Genomic DNA, 19,751 nt, shown 5'->3' with positions numbered 1-19,751 from the left:
AAGTTTAGTGAACAAAACCTTGCGATGTGTACGATACAAAGCCTATCCCGATCAGGCTAATGAGAAAATCGATCGATAAGTCCAGTAAACCTAACCTTGTTTCCTGAATTTGGATAAACGCACGCTGCCAGTGAGTCTAAAAATGAAACATAAAGAATTTTTCGGTAAAGGAGTGAATCTCCACCTTGTATATTGTCGACTTCTGAGAGCTTCAGGCTTAAGCATTCATCAAAGCTCTCAATCCTTTCGGAGAAATCTTCAGAAATCATGGATAGCTCCTAAAGTGACAAATAACGCACACAGCAACGCGCACAATATGTGCACAGCGCTGGGCATCCCGCGCAGGCCCGAAAACATACTACCTACGTTTGTTAAAGGGACTTGGCACACCATTGTGTTACTGCCACTTTAGTATCAAGCTCAGACTCATTTACCTTTTCTCCAGCGCTAGCCACGCACTCATTGCTACCACATGTATAGCCAACAGCACGATCTATTTCTCCGTACTCTTGAATTAAGCCAACAGCTGCATTGTTACGAAGATAAAAGCGATTCTTATACGTTCCAGTTGGTACCGCGAGCGGAACTGGCACTACGCCAACAAATGCTCCTGCACCAGCCCATGATGTTCCGTCTTTATAAATAAGCACCTTACAATACTCAAACAGATCTACAGAATCAGGATCTCCCCAACGTTCAATAATTTCAAGGTCTGAGTAAGGCGAATCTCTCTTTTCGAAAGAGAATTGATTTCTCTCATTCCCTAGACTGAATTCTGTTCTGGCCCACTCTTTTTTCCCGTAAGTACCAATAGCCAAACCAACACAACCCGATATTATGATTAGGGAAACTATTACGAGAATCGCTCTAATCATTGACGTACCTTTTACGCCCCGCACAAGGGCAGACAAATAAGCGTAGCGTTTTGGCTGTCCCAGCGACCAAAGGGAGCGATTTCTGCGGCTTGTATGGTTGTTCTTGCCTGATTCTGATGTTGAAAATCCTTTTCGCTAACGGGTAAATTGAGACCCACCTTCGGCGGCCACCGAAGGCCTTGTTTGTCACAGTTCGTTGCTGCGCCGGTTTATAAAGACCGTTAACAAGTAGGAACGTGACAGACACTCACTAGGCATAACTCGAATAGTCATGTGGGCCTCGAGCCCGAATAGCAAGGCGGAGATAGCTTATCTTATGGAACCTCAAGAGATCAATGTCGGTATCGATACCAGCAGTAAACAACTCGATATTTATGTGAGACCTACTGGCCAGTTCTTTAGTGTTGCCAATGATAAAAATGGAATTAAGGATGCCATTAAACAATTACAACCTCTTAAACCTCAAAGAGTATTAATAGAGTCTACAGGAAGACTCGAATTAGAGTTTGTTTGCGCCGCTGACAAAGCAGGATTACCTGTTGTTGTTTGCAACCCTTCACAGATAAGAAGCTTCGCCAAATCCGCAGAGCGCCTCGCCAAAACTGACAAGCTAGATGCAATGGATATTGCACATTTTGGTGAGGCCATAAAGCCAAGACTATCGGAGCTAAAGCCAGAAAAACTTAGGGAGATCAGTGACTTACTGGCGGTAAGAAGTCAGTGTTTAGAGATGAGCACAATGCAAAAGAATCGGCTTCAGAGGATGCCTAAATCAGTGCACAAACCTATACAGGCCATTCTAAACACCATCAAGAAAGAGTTACAAGGTATCGACAAGCAACTGGATAAACTGGTTAACAGTGTGTCTGAGTGGCGGCAAAGGCGGGACCTATTGTTGAGCGCTAAAGGGGTTGGAAATGTATTGGCTTATACATTGATGAGTGAACTTCCCGAGCTAGGAAAATTGAACCGTAAAGAAATCGCTGCACTTGTCGGTATCGCCCCGATGAACCGTGATAGCGGCAGCTTCCAGGGAAAGAGATATATTCGGGGTGGAAGGCATCGTGTACGAACGGTTTTGTTTGTTTCCATCATGTCGGCCATACAGCATCATCCCAAACTAAAGCCGATGTACAAGCGATTAGTCGACGCTGGCAAACCTAAAAAGGTCGCTCTGATTGCCTACATGAGAAAGCAGATTACGATCCTGAATACGATGGTGAAAAACAACACCTACTGGGATGAAAGTATGGCTTAAAAACTTGACGAGCAACCATAGTCACTTGTTATGTGGGTCTCAGGTATTTCTTGCCTACGAAGTAACAAACTATCATTGATACGAGTATGGATGAAACACACCAGGCAAAAACCCTACTGTAGTACTCAAGGCCACTAAAGAGCAAAAAACCATTAGGCACGAGTGCTATGAACATGCCAACCGGCATTGGAGCAAGTAAGACGGCCGAAAGTGGAACAAAAAGCAACAGTTTTATTGCCATATTCCACTGCACGCTTCTGATTTTCTTTGCATAAAAGTAGAGAGCGATTATCAATGGTGTGGACAACAACAACCAAAATGGAATACGCACAAGTAATTGCCAAGCTTGATCAATCATTTGTATCGCGATGTCCATATGCTCTATTTCCTGCTCACATAACGCCAAGCTAAACGGCACAAAAGGTTGTGGCAGAGTGAAACGAGCCACGGCCTTTTGTGTCCGGTGGAGGCCCAACGGGCCGGAACGTATTTGAGCGCCTTGGTACGCCCAGCATGGGCGTGAACTAATGGGGTGAAAGTCCCCTGTAGGAAGATCACCGTTTAATGGATTCCATTAAATGCTAACTACTAGCGAATGGCAACTGCAACACCGTGAGGTTTTGTGGGGAGGAAGCCGCTAGCAAAACTACGAGCTGACGAACAGAAACATCATATAAGGCTTAGCCTGGAGGCGAGGTGGCCAAGAACACCGAAGCCATATGATCTAACGGGTAGAGTAAATGATGCAGTTGTGTAGTGAAAGTTCACGTTTTTATCTGGGGAGATCTGTTCAACCTGCTGCTGTAAAGCTGTCAGCGTGGCCGCTGACTCATAAGTAGGCCCCACCATCGCGGGGGTAAACAAAATTGGTGGAACACAGCGGCGCCTTGGTCAGTAATGATCAAGGTGATTAAACAGAAGTCAGCCGACGGCATAGTAGCCTAATACCAAGATTAATACCTTGGATGCGGTGAAGGCCTGAACCCAAACTCCACGAGTTAAAAGACAGGGCTAGCCTACTGATATGTTGCCAGCCGGATATAAAATTGCCGTAGCGCACTGCCATGACACTCAACTCAAATGAAAATCTGCTTGAAGCCATCCTCAGCAAAGAAAATCTTAATGCTGCATGGAAACACGTGCGAAGCAACAAAGGTGCCGCAGGCATTGACGGGATTACTGTCGATAATTTTGTGCAGCACTTCAAGGCAGTTGGCGACGACCTCATCGAGACCATTCGACAGGGTCATTACCAGCCGCTTCCCGTCAGGCGCGTCTACATTCGCAAGCCAGATGGTGGCCAGCGTGGTCTCGGGATACCTACGATCTTTGATCGTGTTATTCAGTAGGCTATCGCCCAAATCATCGGTCCCAGATTCGATAAAACCTTTTCGGAGTTCAGCTATGGGTTCCGCCCAAAGCGATCGCAGCATCATGCGGTGAAAAAGCTGCGAAAGTATATCGAGGGAGGGAAACGAATAGCAGTGGATGTCGATTTATCTAAATTCTTCGACCGGGTAAATCATGATTTCCTCATGAATTTACTTGGCCAAAGAATCAGCGATAAGCGCTTACTCAAACTGATCGCAAGCTACTTGCGTGCAGGAAGTGTAAAAGATGGATGCTGGAAAGCCTGTCATGAGGGGGTGCCACAAGGTGGCCCTTTATCGCCGCTGCTGTCCAATATTGTACTCGACCTGCTCGACAAAGAGCTGGAAAAAACGCCGACACAATTTCGTCCGCTATGCGGACGATTTTGTGATTGTGGTTTCCTCTAAACGCGCGGGTGAACGGGTTATGGCGAGTATTAAACGCTTTGTTGAGCGCAAGCTTAAGCTCAAAGTTAACGATACTAAAAGCCAAGTGGTTCCTGTCAGCCGTTGTAAGTTCCTAGGCTTCTCTTTTCGGGGGGCAAAGCTTGTCTGGCATGATAAGTCCCTGCTCCAATTTAAATACTGCGTCCGCCAGATTACAGGGCGATCTCGTGGTATCTCTATGGAAAAGAAGCTGAAAGAACTTACCGTATACCTCCGTGGTTGGATCAACTATTTTGGGATAGCGCAAGGCTATCAAAAATGTATAGATCTAGACTGCTGGATACGACGGCGATTAAGAATGAGCTATTGGAAGAATTGGCGCAGAGTGAGAACGAAAGTTCGAAATTTACTGCGTATGGGTGTGAGTGAATCGCTGTCAGTTACCTGCGGCTCGTCCGGTAAAAGTTACTGGCGAAGCGCAAAAACTGAGGGTATTCATATTGCGCTCAATAATGAGTTCTTCGAAGAGATGGGGTTGATTTCATTGCGAGATCGTTGGGTAGAGATTCATTACGGATAGGGAACCGCCCATTGCGGACCCGCACGATGGGTGGTGTGGGGGCCGGTAGCTAGAAACTACCGGCTACCCGATTTATGTCTAAGATCTTGCCCATTGCGACCAACCTTCTGATTTAAATAGTACGGAGTTTGGTGGAACATGCCTACCCCGAATAGCCTGAGGCACTTCACCCCACTTAGACTCGAAATATTTTATGGCCTCAAATCGTAATTGGCGCCAGTAACTACGAACTGGTCCTGGGTAGCTACGACGCTCTCTCATTGATATGCGAACAATATATGAGCGGAATTGACGTTTTTGAATATTGCACCAATTCGACTTTTTATAGTGGAATGGTTTGCTCGTGTATTTAAAAGGCTCAATCCTCTTAAGCCAAACGATTTCATCCATACTTAAATTCTTGTGAGAACATAATCGGGATAGGGAGGCACCTCACGATGCCCCTCCTCCCACACCACCAGGCATACGGGTCACGTACCATGGCGGTTCAATTCTATTCCCCTTCCTATCTGCCAATTCCGGCAGCCCCAAGTTCCTAAAGTATCTATTTGGCAATGCTCTGTAAAGGGCAGGACTTTTGCTTAGCCTCCATGGTCCATGCGCTGATTTGGCCGTGTTCCACGCTAAAAAACGATCAACGCCCAGCCTTCTTAATCTGCGGTAACCACTACGTCCCCATTGCTTCCATAAATAACATCGCAACTTCCGCCTTATCCACTTGTCCAGATCTTTCAGAGGGCTCAGTACTTCACTGATGTCAAAGTACGCTTTCCAACCAAGCAGGGACTTCTTTAACTCTTCTATGATCTGAGTAAACTTGCGGCCTCGTGTTCGGCGGGTGACCATTCTGATCTTTGCCTTCAATTTATTAATCGATGATTCTGATACCTTTATCCGGGCATCCTTCTTCAGCAATCTAAATCCTAGAAAGCTCCGCTTCCAGAAGTGATCCTCTGCACTCTTCTCAGTATTTACTGTGAGCTTCAGCTTACATTTGATGAAGTGCGTAAGGCTTACTTTTATCCGCTCTGCAGACCGACGACTTCCCACCAGTATTTGAAAATCATCGGCATATCGTACAAAACTGAGTTGCCGCTTGTGCAGCTCCCAGTCCAGTTCATTAAGCACAATATTCGCTAGAAGCGGAGATAACGGCCCACCTTGCGGGACGCCTTTTATTGTAGCTATTACCTTGCCATCGACTACCGTTGGCGCTTTTAGGTATCGGTTTATCAACCCCAGCACACCAGCCGGTATTCCGCTTTGCTTCAGTGTTAGCATGAGCTTGTCATGATTCACTTCATCAAAGAAGGATTTCAAGTCCATATCGATCGTCCAGCGCTTTCCTTGCCGGACAAAGTTTTGGACCTGTCTAATCGCCTGGTGTGCCGATCGATTTGGTCTAAAACCAAAACTAAGAGCATGAAACTTCAGCTCCCATTGCTCACTGAGTATCTGTGCGATAGCTTGCTGGATCAATCTATCTTGCACCGTTGGTATACCCAATGGACGCAGGCCTCCATTGCCTTTTGGTATAAAGACGCGTTTCACCGGTTGAGGGCGATAGCTACCACTTAGCACCTTTTGTCGGGTAGCAATCCAGGTCTGCTTAAGATGTTCCGGCAACTGTTTTACCGTCATACCATCGAGACCTGGTGCACCCTGGTTACGAGAAACTTGTTGTAATGCTCGAAACAGATTATTCCTATCTAGAATTCGCTGCATTAAAAGAGATGGGAAATTGGACAATGTATGATTAAGTTTCCAGTTTGATGTTCACCCAGAAAAAAAATTTTTTCTCTGGTAACTAAGTTACTTGTCAGATGCAGTCATCAAGCTCTGCATTAATAATACTGTCCAGAATTGTTCAGGCCTTCAGTAGCACGAAATCTACCTACTATGCCTTCTGCTGACTTCTATGGATCGGTCAAAACCAATCTCTCAGTTTTCAGTTACTCCATTAACAACCCATAGACCTCCCAGGGTAAGACATTTAACTTTCTTCACGTAGATGCTGGATTTATAAAACGTAGGCCAATTGTGGATGGAGAGCTTTATGGTCACGTGCCCACTGGCTCCACCTACGTCACACCTCATATCCAGTTCTTGTTCATCACCCCGTGAATTTGCGTTGGGCTTCCTCCAGCCAATACCTCGCGATATTAACTTTGCCCTTTCGCTAACCTTCGGCTCCACGAATACCTGGTAAGAGGACTTTCACCTCTCTAGTTAAATGCCATGCCTGGCACACACGCCGCGAGCAGAGGCAGCTTACTTTGTGTGCTTAATGCGCAAATAGTGAGCGTGGCGAACTGCGCATAAAGTACACAAAGTAAGATGTCCGGTGGAGGCCCCCAGGGCCGGAACGAACTGCCTTGCTTTGTTAAAACTCTACGCCCAGGAGCCTTGCCATTTCCCGGTTGTATAGAGTTACAAAATAGGGGTTTCTGATATACGCCCCGACTATCAAACCAAATTCAGATGGTTCGTCGCCAGTAATGATATCATCCGGATACTTGTATTCTCCTAAAACACTACAGCACCGTAAACTCCAGTATCTATCTTGAACGAATACTTTGGCAATCTTTGAAACTTGTTTTTCATCTAAACCATAGACAGTTAACACACCGTCAATTTCAAAGACCCAGATAAAGCCAACTCTATTTTTCTGAAAGTCATCCCTCGCCGATTTCAGCGCATATCTTTGCGCAATATCCGGGCGGCTCACGTAGCTGACAATTTCGTGACTTTTTTCAAGCTCAGAGTATGCCAAGAAAATTACCATAAAAAGCAACGCCACACCTAGGATAGATAGATTGAGGTAAGACTTACTCATAGTTTTAACGCCTGCATCACCAGCCGGAGGTAATTGGAGGCTTTTTTGCAGCTCTACCGCAAAAAAGGTGCAAATTGCCGGAGGTCGGGTGCATGCCCTGGTTATGTTTATTTCTCGTTCCATGCTAACCCCAATTGAGTTACCACTACAAAATCACTAAATTCTACAAAGAATAAAATGTACTCATCACCGTCATCATCAAGAAATCTTAAAATCGTATGTTCTTGACTAATAAATCTATTCCAAGGGCCATCTTCTTGGTCTGATGTTGAGATAAGACCATAATACTCAATTAGATTCCAATCTAAATTATCCAAAGCCCTAGTTTTGGTATCCGATATTTTCTTATAAATATGATCGATGAATAATTGATAAGTAGTTTTGTAATCAGATTGTCTTTGTTCTATGAGTTTTCCAAACTCACCAATACTTTTTATTGTGTCTTCGACAATAGAGTTTAAACCAGTATTCTTTTCGGCAAGTGTTGCACTAAATATCCTTTTCGGACAGCCGATCACACACCTTAATGCATTGAGGAAGCCATTCAACTCAATTACTGCAGGCTCTGCTCTATGAATTTCAAGATTATTTGTTTTAATGGAACGACCTCTCAAAAAACTTAACGCCAAGCTAAACGGCACAAAAAGTTGTGGCAAAGTGAAATATGCCATGGCTTTTTGTGTCCGGTGGAGCACCAACGATGCAGAACGAATTTGAACGCCTTGTTATGTATATTAAGCTGAATAATTTTGATAAACCAAAAATACTAACGCACCTGTTAGAAAAACCCATGAAATATACTTACTAAAAATACCTTCTGCAGTTTGAATACTAACTTCTAAGAGTTTTTTAGAAGTATTACTTGGGCTAAGCATAGGGATAGAAACAAATACACTTTCATTTGGCTTAACTAATGAAAGACTTCCATCTGAATCACACCCTATAAACTCGCCCTGAGCATCATAGTAAGAAAGATTGCAGTCAACAAAGGATAGAGCTTTTCCTCCTATGTTTTTTAGCTCAATCTGCACATCTTTTTCATATATAGTTTTTCCCTCTTCGGTTACTCCGCGAACAGGTTTAATTGCCATACCACACACTTTTATCTCAGGTGGTAATTTTTTAATCTCGATATCTTTAATCATGGTGATGCATAACGCCCCGCCTGTGTTTTATACACATTATTTAAGTCCATTTAGAGTTTCTGCTGCCTCTATATAATGAAGTAGCTTGGTGTATCCCTGCCAAACGGTTTTAACTCCTGGCTCGCCATCCCCTTTACGCCCCAAAAAACCTCCTAAACCTGCCAACATACGGGTTATCTCCCTCATGCTTGGGGGTTCATTTGGTGGAGTAGTTTTATCTCGCATCATCCATATCATACGCCATTCTTTTTCAGAGTAGGCACTTGTACACGGTGCGTCAGGAACTCTTCGTGCATGCGTAGTTATCGAATGTAGCCGCCATCCAATAATCATATAGATCGCAATGCAGTTCAACATGCGCTGCTCTGTTCTAAAACGGTTACTTTCTATCTGGCATCCGCCTTTCACCACCCGAAAATAGGTTTCAATTTCCCACCGGCTTCGATACCACTCAATGATGACCCTTGCCTGCTTAAAGTCTTCAACTGGAAGATCAGTTAACAGCATCCACTCAATGCCTTTTTCACCCTCTGGTGGGTTTAATTCTTTAGCCAATACAGCATAGAGAGAAAGTGGTCGTTTAGATTTTCCTTTCCCAAGTAGCCGTATCTCAGTAGTGGATACACTGACTTTGGCTTTTCTTCCAGATTCACCATTCCGTTTGGGAATATCTACCGTGTATAGACCAACAGATTTCTGCTCATTCGTATGATCCCAAAGCAAAACCGTTTCTTCTCCATCGAGCTCTAAAGTGCGATTGGCCTTAGCTCGAACGATATAGCTCGCCCGCCGCTGTTCACTTTGATCTTCAGCCAGTTGAAACCACTCATGAATATCACCCTCTCTATCAGCAATACTCACAATTGTACTTTCAGGGCAACGCTCCTGTATCTGACAAGCCGTTTCGTAATGGTCTAGCCAGCGTCGACTCTCCTTATTCTTTATCGACTTGGTATAACGGGAATTAGAGCTTGATTCCTTGTCTCTCTGCCACATACTACCCTCAACAACACCCAAGTTAACTCTTGATGGCGTTATAGCGATGGAGGTGTGCAAGAGTTGCTGATTGGTCTCTTTCCGCCTAAGTGTTCCCATCTCTTTACTTTCTAAGTCAGTGGCAAAATTTAGAAAGGTGGTATCTTGAGGGATAAGAACAACGGGCTGCGCCTTGATTCTCTCAAGAGTTGCCGATTTATGGCCGCTCATAATAGAATCAAAATTGACTTTATCATTTTCGATAAAGCGATAAGCTGCAAACGTTTCTGCCCAAGTTTTGTTTGCACAGGGAATGCTATTCTTTGGATCTGAACTTAAACTACTAAGAATATTGGACAAGCGCTTATTCAAACGTGTATCACCCATAACCTGATTTTTTACTTCCTCCATGACCCAGTCCTGCATAATTATCCAATCAAATCTGTAATTCATGCCAGGTCAAACTGTAACTTATTGATTTACATAATAAAACCGGAAAAACTTGTGTATAAAACTTAGCGCCCCGCACAGGGGCGGACAAATAAGCGCAGCGTTTTGGCTGTCCCAGCGACCAACGGGAGCGCCTGCTGCGGTTTGTTAACTAATGTGTACAAGAACATATGGAATTAGAACTGTTGCAGCCAAGGCTCCCAGTAGGATGGGGATTAGGAAAATCCAAGCTATAGGCCGCCACCCATCACTCCATATAATAGAACCCTCAAAATGGTTTATAGGCCCATAAGTTAAAACAATAAACAGCCCTAAATTGGTCCACACCCACAGCATTACCAGCAATGCCGTCGAGACAGGAGACCAACCTATAAAAGGAAGAAAAAAGGACACAACTAATAACCACCGGAATGGATAAAGCTTAAGTGCAACCTTTGTATAAAAATCAGTAAAAAGTCTCATAGTGCGTACAACAGTTAACGTTGCCAGCAAGGGCAGCCGAAGCAGAGCGTAGGCTGTCCAGCCCAGCCCCGAAGGGGTTGGGCGAGCTTGCCTAGCCTGGTTATGGCTGGCGCGCTCGGGACCGACTACTAGCACTTTGCCAGCCATAGTTTGGCTGGCCGCTGCCCAATATTTACGAGGGAAGAATACCGCACTTTCCCTAACCAATTCCTATCTTACTGGCAATCCGCGAAATTGCAGCGGACTGCCTCTTTTTACAACACCCGAGCGAACACTCTTGGAGCGAAACTGCCTGAATAGCAATCAGCAAAATTGCTCAATACCAGATGCTATTTAGTGGCACGAAACCTTCAGTTACCACGAAAAATCAATAAAACCGACCGCCACAATAACGTTGCCAGCAAGGGCAGCCGAAGCGGAGCGTAGGCTGTCCAGCCCAGCCTCCGGCTGGGCGATCTTGCCTGGCCTGGTTATAGCTGGCGCGCACAGAACAACCTACTTGCTCTTTGCCAGCCAACGTTGGCTGGCCACTGCCCGATAAATTTACTTGGAAAAATACCATACTTTCCCCACCGGTTAACTAACTGACTGGCACTCTACAATGCTGCAGCTAGCTTGCAGAACTTGTTGGCTTTAAACGAAGGCACTTGAACGGAACTGCGGTGCCAACTTGCAGGAAAACTCTCTGAAGAAATGTGCTCAGGAAGAGATTGGTGCTTGCAGCAACTTCAAACCACCTAAAAAATGACCGCCACAATAACGTTGCCAGCAAGGGCAGCCGAAGCGGAGCGTAGGCTGTCCAGCCCAGCCTCCGGCTGGGCGATCTTGCCTGGCCTGGTTATAGCTGGCGCGCACAGAACAACCTACTTGCTCTTTGCCAGCCAACGTTGGCTGGCCACTGCCCGATAAATTTACTTGGAAAAATACCATACTTTCCCCACCGGTTAACTAACTGACTGGCACTCTACAATGCTGCAGCTAGCTTGCAGAACTTGTTGGCTTTAAACGAAGGCACTTGAACGGAACTGCGGTGCCAACTTGCAGGAAAACTCTCTGAAGAAATGTGCTCAGGAAGAGATTGGTGCTTGCAGCAACTTCAAACCACCTAAAAAATGACCGCCACAATAACGCTTGCAGCAAAGGCGGAGCGTCAGCGACGTCCAGCCCGATTGAGGGCGATTTTGCCTGCACTGGTTAAGTGATTTACTTGCTATTAAGTTCAATTAGTTCACCATTGTGATTTATGGACACAATATAGGTGGAGCCACTTGGGTCTAAATTAGTATGCTCAACAGTCCAATTGCCCTCGGTCTCAATAGCCTTAAATTTGTATCCGCTTATCGAAAGTTCAGAGATAACTCTAGAATGCCACATAGCACAGCTAATCGCCTTTTTCTCAGTATCTATAAAATCGGCACATTTATATCTGTCTTGAGCCAATAGAATTGACGGTACGAACATTAAGATTAATAAAAAACTTTTCATGCCTGTATCACTTAACGCCGGCCACACAGGCGAGCGCTTTTCGCGAGTCCAGCCAAATGCGTTTTTCGCATTTGGCGATTGTGCTGGCCCTTGTTAAGCGCTACAGGTGGACACATTACTAAACCCCGCTTTTGTAATGATTCCAGACAAAACACCTAATATTGATTCTTCGTCTGAAAGCTTATTTTTTCCCGTAAGCACCTGGACAATAGAGCGAGGCTTTGTGACCATAACACGCCACTCACCATTATTCTTACCCTCAGTCTCTGGTGTGCCACCAAGGCCTATAAAGTATTTATTACCTTTGAAAGAACAGCTGATTTCCCAGCCCCAATCCTCCTGGTAGGTATCAAGAACCTCAATGCCGGCTGATTCCATTTGAGGTTTAAACCAGTCAGCAGCATCTTCGCCAAAGCAGCAAGGATTGATAAAGTTATCCTTCTCTTCAGTAAGATTGAAAACATCAGTTTCAAACGTAATTTCTTTCATGGGATCGCTTAACGCCCAGCGCAGGCGCAGCCAGCGCGGAGCGCATTTTGTGTTAATGTTTGAGCGCCAGCGAGTAACACAAAATGTGCGTAGCTTTGGCTGTCGCTCTGCCGCTGCTTGTATGGTTGTTCTTGCCCGATTCTGATGTTGAAAATCCTTTTCGCTAACGGGTAAATTGAGACCCACCTTCGGCGGCCACCGAAGGCCTTGTTTGTCACAGTTCGTTGCTGCGCCGGTTTATAAAGACCGTTAACAAGTAGGAACGTGACAGACACTCACTAGGCATAACTCGGATAGTCATGTGGGCCTCGAGCCCGAATAGCAAGGCGGAGATAGCTTATCTTATGGAACCTCAAGAGATCAATGTCGGTATCGATACCAGCAGTAAACAACTCGATATTTATGTGAGACCTACTGGCCAATTCTTTAGTGTTGCCAATGATAAAAATGGCATTAAGGATGCCATTAAACAATTACAACCTCTTAAACCTCAAAGAGTATTAATAGAGTCTACAGGAAGACTCGAATTAGAGTTTGTTTGCGCCGCTGACAGAGCAGGATTACCTGTTGTTGTTTGCAACCCTTCACAGATAAGAAGCTTCGCTAAATCCGCAGGGCGCCTCGCCAAAACTGACAAGCTAGATGCAATGGATATTGCACATTTTGGTGAGGCCATGAAGCCAAGACTATCGGAGCTAAAGCCAGAAAAGCTTAGGGAGATCAGTGACTTACTGGCTGTAAGAAGTCAGTGTTTAGAGATGAGTACAATGCAAAAGAATCGGCTTCAGAGGATGCCGAAATCAGTACACAAACCTATCCAGACCATTCTAAACACCATCAAGAAAGAGTTACAAGGTATCGACAAGCAACTGGATAAACTGGTTAACAGTGTGTCTGAGTGGCGGCAAAGGCGCGACCTATTGTTGAGTGCCAAAGGGGTCGGAAATGTATTGGCTTATACGCTGATGAGTGAACTTCCCGAACTAGGAAAATTGAACCGTAAAGAAATCGCTGCACTTGTCGGTATCGCTCCGATGAACCGTGATAGCGGCAGCTTCCAGGGAAAGAGATATATTCGAGGAGGAAGGCATCGTGTACGAACAGTTTTGTTTGTCTCCATCATGTCAGCCATTCAGCATCATCCCAAATTAAAGCCGATGTATAAGCGATTAGTCGACGCTGGCAAACCTAAAAAGGTTGCTCTGATTGCCTGCATGAGAAAGCAGATTACCATCCTGAATACGATGGTGAAAAATAACACCTATTGGGATGAAAGTATGGCTTAAAAACTTGACGAGTAACCATAGTCACTTGTTATGCATGGCGTTACTCCGGGCCTTCGCTGAAGGTCGATAGCGCCTGGCGCACCTGGTTTTCATTTAGATACACACCACTCATAGGATCAAAAACCACACCATTGAAGTGAGTTGAGAGCAATGAAGCAGTATAGAATGCAACGACGCTCTCCTCTGGACTACTACCCCAGCGCAGCTGCAAAACCTTTGTGTTTGAGGAGCTTAAACTCTCATTTTTTGGTAGATAATTTTCTAGACTTGAATAGTCAATACTGTACGTTTCCACACCAGATTTACTTCCTCTCAAGGTTACTGGCAAGAATCCGCTATGCTTTTCGAGATTAACGTTTTCTTCATAGACGACTCGTGGCTCTAGATTCTTCGCCACTTCATTTAGATTGTTTGTTTCCAACGGAACATCCAAAGCAAGAAAGATAAACAATTCCATCGACATTTTTGAGATTACTCACTTATCGGTATAGATGCATAACGTTGCCAACAGGGGCGGCCGGAGCGTTTGCGTGCGAAGCGCGCCGCGTAGGCTGTCCAGCCTAGCCCCACAGGGGCTGGGCGAGCCTGCTTGGCCTAGTTATGGGGCCCCATTGTATAATAAGTAACCCTGAATTATCCCATAAAATAACACGCCCACCACAACACTACTTGGGACATAGTAACGAGCGTTATTTACCGGTAAAGCCGCAGTCAATAATGCTGAACAAACTGCTGAAACCACAGCAACACCAAACCAATTTCCCTTTAACCCTGGTGAAACTGGCCAAAGTACATATGCCATGGGAATCAAGCTTGAGACAAAAAGACAAACCATGAATTTCCACAGATATACACTTAATTTTTGGTCTTTGTGAATTTGGCTCAATTTCTAGCCCTATAACGTTGCCAGCAAGGGCAGCCGAAGCGAAGCGTAGGCTGTCCAGCCCAGCCACCGGCTGGGCGATCTTGCCTGGCCTGGTTATAGCTGGCGCATACTGAACAACCTTCTTGCTCTCTGCCAGCCACTTTTGGCTGGCCACTGCCCGATATATTTACAGGGAAAAATACCATACTTTCTCCACCACTTATCTATCTGATTGGCACTCCACAATGCGGCAGCTAACTTGCAGAACTTGTTGACTTAAAACGAAGGCACTTGAACGGAACTGCGGTGCCAACTTGCAGGAAAACTCTCTGGAGAAATGTGCTCAGGAAGAGATTGGTGCTTGCAGCAACTTCAAACTACCTAAAAAATGACCGCCACAATAACAGTTAATTCAAAAGCAGCGTCTACATATCACCCTTCTCTATAATTCTACTGTCCTCAATCAAAGCCTGCTTAAAAACCCAATAAAATCAAAAAAATACATTGAGTGGCACGAAACGAAACAAGTAGATATAAAGCAGCGTCTTTATAATTCCGCGCTCTCCCTGCTTTATATCATTTTTCACATCCTTTAAAAATCAACAAGTTATAGAATTTTCCCCAGAAATAGGAGCAGCGTCTTTTGAATTCTGATATGTGAAGCAGGACTTAGTTAGCAGTACTGTATTTCATCAGCCTACTATGCACACATGTCCCATCTGGAGGGGTGCGCTACCGCGTAAAGAGTTGGCTTGCTTAGTACTCGACCTTACTGAGTCAGGAATCTTTTTTATTGAGATCAGCAGCAGACTCTTTAGAGCAAAGAAAAGTGACGGTCCTTACCTCAAAGACGAAAACGTCCCGCTTCCCTACAACGCTCTCATAAAATCACCGGGTCGCTGCTGGCCATTCCACTTGCAGTTGATAAGCTATCCATAGTGGTTTGCCCCCCACTCTGCTATTCTGCGCCTCCTATAAAGAAGCCCTTCGAACTTTGGCCTGGACCTTTCTGTTCAGATCTATCCCGATTGCATGCTTCAAGAACATCAGGTTTGGGCTTGCCGTTCATTATTTGATCGAACGCTTCTGCTTATTAAGCCCCCGAGGAAACCTGCCCCCTACCCCAATCTGAGCCGGCCGCCACTCCTGCGGGGCTCTTGGGGTTTGCAAACACTTTTGTAACTTACTGATTTTCTTAGAAAAAATGCCAAAAACCGCAAACAAGACCAAGGCCGCGAAACCCGAACACACCCCCATGATGCAGCAATACATGCGCATCAAGGCCCAGCACCCCCAAGAGCTGGTGTTCTACCGCATGGGGGACTTTTACGAGCTGTTCTTTGATGATGCCAAGAAGGCGGCTGAGCTGTTGGATGTCACCCTTACTGCCCGTGGCAAGTCCGGGGGGAACCTATCCCCATGGCCGGTATTCCCTACCATGCAGCTGAGGGCTACTTGGCGCGGCTGATTAAAGCTGGTGTGTCCGTTGCCATCTGTGAACAAATCGGTGATCCCGCCACTAGCAAGGGGCCGGTTGAGCGCCAGGTAGTACGTATTGTTACTCCGGGCACGGTCACCGACGAGGCACTTCTCAACGATCGCCGCGATAACCTCCTGGCTGCTATTTCACACTTGGGCGATGTATTTGGCCTGGCACTGCTGGACCTGGCAACCGGTCGTTTTGTGGTTCAGGAAACAGATACTCTGGAAGCTCTCGCCGAGCAGGTGCAGCGCCACAATCCCGCTGAACTGCTTGCGCCGGAAGACCTTAGCCTGCCGGCAGAAATCGAGCGCCGCGCGGGCGTGCGCCGCCGCGCACCTTGGGAGTTCGAACTTGAGAGTGCTTTGCGTCTGCTCAACCAGCAATTCGGCACCATGAACTTGGAGGCCTTTGGTTGTAGCCATATGCACGGTGCTGTGATCGCTGCCGGCTGCCTGCTGCAATACGCACGGGACACCCAGCGTACCGAGCTGCCCCATATTCGCGGCCTGCTGACGGAAAGTGGTGATGAGACAGTCGCCTTGGATGGTGCCAGCCGCCGCAATCTGGAGATTGACCTGAACCTGAACGGTGGCGATGACAATACCCTATTGTCGGTCTTCGATAGCTGTAAAACCGCTATGGGTAGCCGCTTGCTGCGCCGCTGGTTTAACAACCCCTTGCGCCAGCTAACCACCTTGCGCAACCGCCAGGATGCTATCGCAGCATTAATTGCTGATTATGGCTTTGAGCCTCTGCGTGATGCCCTCAAACCTGTGGGCGATATGGAGCGAATCCTGGGCCGTTTGGCACTGCGCTCTGCACGTCCTCGCGATTTGGCTCGCCTGGGCCAGTCCCTAGCTCAATTCCCGGAAATCCAGCAACAGTTAGCGGAATCTGACGCAACTTTATTGAATGAATTGTGCAGCCAGATCGGCGAGTGGCCAGAAACCGTAGAGCTGCTGCAAGATGCCATTATTGAAAACCCTCCGGTAGTAATTCGCGACGGTGGCGTTATTGCTACCGGCTACGACGAAGAACTGGACGAGCTGCGCGCTATCAGTGAAAACGCCGGCGATTACCTGGTGCAACTGGAGCAGCGGGAAAAAGAGCGCACCGGTATTCCCACCCTTAAGGTGGGTTACAACCGGGTGCACGGCTACTTTATTGAAATCAGTCGCGGGCAAAGCGATAAGGCGCCAGCTGAATACATTCGCCGCCAGACTCTGAAAAATGCAGAGCGCTTTATCACGCCCGAGCTAAAAGAGTTTGAAGACAAGGCGCTCTCCGCCAAGAGCCGCGCGCTAGCTCGTGAAAAGGCATTGTACGAAGAGCTGATCAATCAGTTGAATGAGTCCCTGGCAGAGCTCCAAGCCGCCGCAGCAGGTATCTCCGAATTAGACGTGCTGGCATGCTTGGCCGAGCGCGCTGACGATTTGCGCCTGTGCCGCCCAGAACTGGGCACTGAGCCGGGCCTGCATATTACCGGCGGGCGCCACCCGGTGGTGGAGCAGGTATTGGACGAGCCCTTTGTGGCCAACGATATTGAGTTGCACGACGACCGCCGCATGTTGGTGATTACCGGTCCAAACATGGGCGGTAAATCTACCTATATGCGCCAGACAGCATTGATTGCCCTGTTGGCCCACTGTGGCAGTTACGTACCCGCCGACAGTGCCCAGATCGGCTTGCTCGATCGTATCTTCACTCGCATCGGCAGTGCCGATGACCTGGCCGGTGGCCGCTCCACCTTTATGGTGGAAATGACCGAGACCGCCAATATCCTGCGCAATGCCACCGAGCACAGCTTGGTACTGATGGATGAGATTGGCCGTGGTACCAGCACTTACGACGGCCTGTCCTTGGCCTGGGCCTGTGCCCACTACCTGGCAGGGGAAGTGCGCGCCTTTACACTGTTCGCCACCCATTACTTTGAACTGACTGACCTGCCCAGCCAATGCTCTGAGGCCGCCAACATCCACTTGGATGCCACCGAGCACGGCGAGGGAATTGTCTTCCTGCACCGCATCCAGGAAGGGCCCGCCTCTAAAAGTTACGGGTTGCAGGTGGCCAAACTGGCCGGCATCCCCAGTGATGTATTGACCGAGGCCCGCGCGCGCTTGGCAGCATTGGAAGCCGGCGCCCAGTCGGTAGATGTGCCAGCTCCTATTGCTACGCCTGCACCGGCCCCCAAACAGGAGCCGGAAGAAGCCACTGTGCCAATGGCCGCGGGCCCTGGTTCCCCCCAGCAGGTAGATCTGTTTGGCAGCCCAAGCCACCCGGCCGTGGATGCCCTTGAGGAGCTTGATCCGGACGATTTGACGCCACGCCAGGCACTGGAAGCGCTCTATTCGTTACGCAAGTTACTGAAGTAAAAGACCGGGCGACCCTGGTCGCCCAATTCATCCTGTTATAAACAGTGAACTAAATCGACTGAAAAGCCACTACAATTCGCGCCAGTAATTGATAAAATCCGCTGCACGAAGAATTCAGTGGCACTATCGAGGGACAAACATGACATTCGTAATTGGGGAAAACTGCATTAAGTGTAAATACACCGACTGTGTAGAGGTTTGCCCGGTAGACTGTTTTTACGAAGGCCCCAATTTCCTGGTAATTCACCCAGACGAGTGTATCGACTGCGCCCTGTGTGAGCCGGAGTGCCCCGCCAACGCGATTTTCTCTGAGGATGAGGTTCCGGACGATCAGCAGGAATTTATCGAGTTGAACGCAGAACTCGCCGAGGTATGGCCCAATATTACTGAGAAGAAAGACCCATTACCCGATGCCGAGGAGTGGGACGGCAAGAAGGGCAAGCTGGACCAGCTGGAGCGCTAAACAAGTTCAAAGAAAAAAGCCGTCATTGACGGCTTTTTTTCTATCTGTGGAAACCCTAAAAAATGAAAATAATAATTAATGCTATTTGCATTTGGCTTTTTGTATTTTCAATCTGTGCCCAGGCAATTACCGGCAAGGATAAATGGGTAGCGCTTATTTTTGATGAGGGGCCCTCCCCCGACAAAACCGAGCCACTGTTAAAGCGGCTCGAGTCTTTGGAAGTGACCGCCACTTTTTTCCCTACAGGGCAGGAAATGGAAAGGTACCCGGAGCAGACCCAGGCAATCATTCAGGCTGGACATCAGTTAGGTAACCATGGTTACTCACACACAAACCTTTCCCAGATGCCTTTGAGCAGTGCCAAGGAAGAGATTAAAAAAACCTGTCGGCTACTACAAAGTAATGGCTATACCAGCAAGCCCATGTTTCTCCCTCCTCACGGAAAGATGTCTGACGAGCTGGGCACGCTTTTAAGTGATCACCAGTTCAAGATTGCTCACTGGGATATCGATCCTACTGAGCAACTGCAAGCAGGCGGCGCTCAAGTCGCAGCTGACTATATATCCCAAAAGGCAAAAGACGGAAGTGTGGTTCTGTTGCATCCCATGTATGGTCAGCACCATCAGGTAATGGAGGCCCTGCCCCTCATTACTGCGCAACTCAGGCAAAAGGGCTTCCAGTTTGCCACACTGGAGCAACTAACCCTGATGAAAGCAGGCGACCATTTGGAACCTGTGGAGCGGGACTCTATCAATTAGCGGAACGGGAGCCCAAGGCTCCCTCCACTCTATTGGGAGCCTCTTATGTTGCGCTGGGCTGTCACCTTCCTGGTTATTGCGCTGATCGCCGCCTTCTTTGGCTTTAGTGGCATCGCTTCGACCGCAACTGAAATAGCCAAGATTCTCTTCTTTATTTTCCTTGTGATGTTTGTGCTGGCACTGATTTTCGGCAGACCCAAGTAGAACAGCCG

19 protein-coding genes and 1 pseudogene are annotated in these 19,751 nt (G+C 47.1%); 10 read left to right on the top strand and 10 right to left on the bottom strand.

Annotated elements, in window-relative coordinates; genetic code table 11:
- Positions 1–56: 56 nt before the first annotated feature.
- Complete coding sequence (locus P0078_RS21085; RefSeq protein WP_282931855.1) at positions 57–269, bottom strand: hypothetical protein; 213 nt, start codon at positions 267–269, stop codon at positions 57–59.
- A gap of 102 nt (positions 270–371) precedes the next feature.
- Complete coding sequence (locus P0078_RS21080) at positions 372–875, bottom strand: hypothetical protein (protein ID WP_282931854.1); 504 nt, start codon at positions 873–875, stop codon at positions 372–374.
- Between the two features lie 316 nt (positions 876–1,191).
- On the opposite strand from P0078_RS21080, the gene P0078_RS21075 reads away from it, so the two are divergent.
- Positions 1,192–2,133 carry an IS110 family RNA-guided transposase gene (locus P0078_RS21075; RefSeq protein WP_282931853.1) on the top strand — a complete coding sequence of 314 codons (942 nt, stop codon included), beginning with the start codon at positions 1,192–1,194 and terminating at the stop codon, positions 2,131–2,133.
- 28 nt (positions 2,134–2,161) lie between these two features.
- On the opposite strand, the gene P0078_RS21070 is transcribed toward P0078_RS21075, so the two are convergent.
- Positions 2,162–2,581 (bottom strand): hypothetical protein, encoded by a 420-nt coding sequence (locus tag P0078_RS21070; protein WP_282931852.1) that lies wholly within the window; start codon positions 2,579–2,581, stop codon positions 2,162–2,164.
- A gap of 691 nt (positions 2,582–3,272) precedes the next feature.
- Here P0078_RS21070 and P0078_RS21065 point away from each other — a divergent pair.
- The 3 genes from P0078_RS21065 to P0078_RS21055 are packed head-to-tail and all read left to right on the top strand — an operon-like array spanning position 3,273 to position 4,470.
- Positions 3,273–3,482: a hypothetical protein gene (locus P0078_RS21065; protein WP_282930962.1), complete on the top strand. Its 210-nt coding sequence runs from the start codon at positions 3,273–3,275 to the stop codon at positions 3,480–3,482.
- Between the two features lie 3 nt (positions 3,483–3,485).
- Positions 3,486–3,911: a reverse transcriptase domain-containing protein gene (locus tag P0078_RS21060; protein WP_353057088.1), complete on the top strand. Its 426-nt coding sequence runs from the start codon at positions 3,486–3,488 to the stop codon at positions 3,909–3,911.
- Positions 3,892–4,470: a group II intron maturase-specific domain-containing protein gene (locus P0078_RS21055; protein ID WP_353057018.1), complete on the top strand. Its 579-nt coding sequence runs from the start codon at positions 3,892–3,894 to the stop codon at positions 4,468–4,470. The genes P0078_RS21060 and P0078_RS21055 overlap by 20 nt, the downstream gene beginning before the upstream one ends.
- Positions 4,471–4,902: 432 nt before the next feature.
- Here P0078_RS21055 and ltrA read toward each other — a convergent pair whose 3' ends face one another.
- From ltrA to P0078_RS21025, 6 genes are all read right to left on the bottom strand, one after another.
- Positions 4,903–6,195, bottom strand: coding sequence for a group II intron reverse transcriptase/maturase (gene ltrA / locus P0078_RS21050; RefSeq protein WP_282931850.1), 1,293 nt, complete (start codon positions 6,193–6,195; stop codon positions 4,903–4,905).
- Between the two features lie 658 nt (positions 6,196–6,853).
- On the bottom strand, positions 6,854–7,429 hold the full coding sequence (locus P0078_RS21045; RefSeq protein WP_282931849.1) for a hypothetical protein: 576 nt from the start codon (positions 7,427–7,429) through the stop codon (positions 6,854–6,856).
- Positions 7,414–7,977 carry a hypothetical protein gene (locus P0078_RS21040; RefSeq protein ID WP_282931848.1) on the bottom strand — a complete coding sequence of 188 codons (564 nt, stop codon included), beginning with the start codon at positions 7,975–7,977 and terminating at the stop codon, positions 7,414–7,416. The genes P0078_RS21045 and P0078_RS21040 overlap by 16 nt, the downstream gene beginning before the upstream one ends.
- 63 nt (positions 7,978–8,040) lie before the next feature.
- Positions 8,041–8,451, bottom strand: a complete 411-nt coding sequence (locus P0078_RS21035) for a hypothetical protein (RefSeq protein WP_282931847.1) — start codon at positions 8,449–8,451, stop codon at positions 8,041–8,043.
- Between the two features lie 36 nt (positions 8,452–8,487).
- Entirely contained in the window at positions 8,488–9,852 is a 1,365-nt protein-coding gene (locus tag P0078_RS21030; protein WP_282931846.1) for an IS4 family transposase, read from the bottom strand.
- Positions 9,853–11,916: 2,064 nt separating this feature from the next.
- Complete coding sequence (locus P0078_RS21025; protein WP_282931845.1) at positions 11,917–12,312, bottom strand: hypothetical protein; 396 nt, start codon at positions 12,310–12,312, stop codon at positions 11,917–11,919.
- 344 nt (positions 12,313–12,656) lie between these two features.
- Here P0078_RS21025 and P0078_RS21020 point away from each other — a divergent pair, with 344 nt between their 5' ends.
- Positions 12,657–13,598 carry an IS110 family RNA-guided transposase gene (locus P0078_RS21020; protein ID WP_282931844.1) on the top strand — a complete coding sequence of 314 codons (942 nt, stop codon included), beginning with the start codon at positions 12,657–12,659 and terminating at the stop codon, positions 13,596–13,598.
- A 40-nt stretch (positions 13,599–13,638) separates the two neighbouring features.
- On the opposite strand, the gene P0078_RS21015 is transcribed toward P0078_RS21020, so the two are convergent.
- Entirely contained in the window at positions 13,639–14,061 is a 423-nt protein-coding gene (locus tag P0078_RS21015) for a hypothetical protein (RefSeq protein WP_282931843.1), read from the bottom strand.
- Between the two features lie 1,606 nt (positions 14,062–15,667).
- On the opposite strand from P0078_RS21015, the pseudogene mutS reads away from it, so the two are divergent.
- From mutS to P0078_RS20995, 5 genes and pseudogenes are all read left to right on the top strand, one after another.
- A pseudogene (gene mutS / locus P0078_RS21010) lies at positions 15,668–18,246 on the top strand (DNA mismatch repair protein MutS); the annotation flags it as partial.
- Complete coding sequence (locus tag P0078_RS24805; protein WP_502867301.1) at positions 18,229–18,318, top strand: hypothetical protein; 90 nt, start codon at positions 18,229–18,231, stop codon at positions 18,316–18,318. The pseudogene mutS and the gene P0078_RS24805, both read left to right, overlap by 18 nt.
- A gap of 139 nt (positions 18,319–18,457) precedes the next feature.
- Positions 18,458–18,781 carry a ferredoxin FdxA gene (gene fdxA / locus P0078_RS21005; RefSeq protein WP_108732342.1) on the top strand — a complete coding sequence of 108 codons (324 nt, stop codon included), beginning with the start codon at positions 18,458–18,460 and terminating at the stop codon, positions 18,779–18,781.
- A gap of 62 nt (positions 18,782–18,843) precedes the next feature.
- On the top strand, positions 18,844–19,539 hold the full coding sequence (locus P0078_RS21000) for a polysaccharide deacetylase family protein (RefSeq protein ID WP_282931842.1): 696 nt from the start codon (positions 18,844–18,846) through the stop codon (positions 19,537–19,539).
- Between the two features lie 45 nt (positions 19,540–19,584).
- Entirely contained in the window at positions 19,585–19,743 is a 159-nt protein-coding gene (locus P0078_RS20995; protein ID WP_282931841.1) for a DUF1328 domain-containing protein, read from the top strand.
- Positions 19,744–19,751: the final 8 nt, after the last annotated feature.

The organism is Microbulbifer sp. VAAF005, from assembly GCF_030012985.1.
Taxonomy (GTDB): domain Bacteria; phylum Pseudomonadota; class Gammaproteobacteria; order Pseudomonadales; family Cellvibrionaceae; genus Microbulbifer.
Note: the sequence above shows the minus strand (reverse complement) of the source record. Positions and strands in the feature narration are given on the sequence as shown.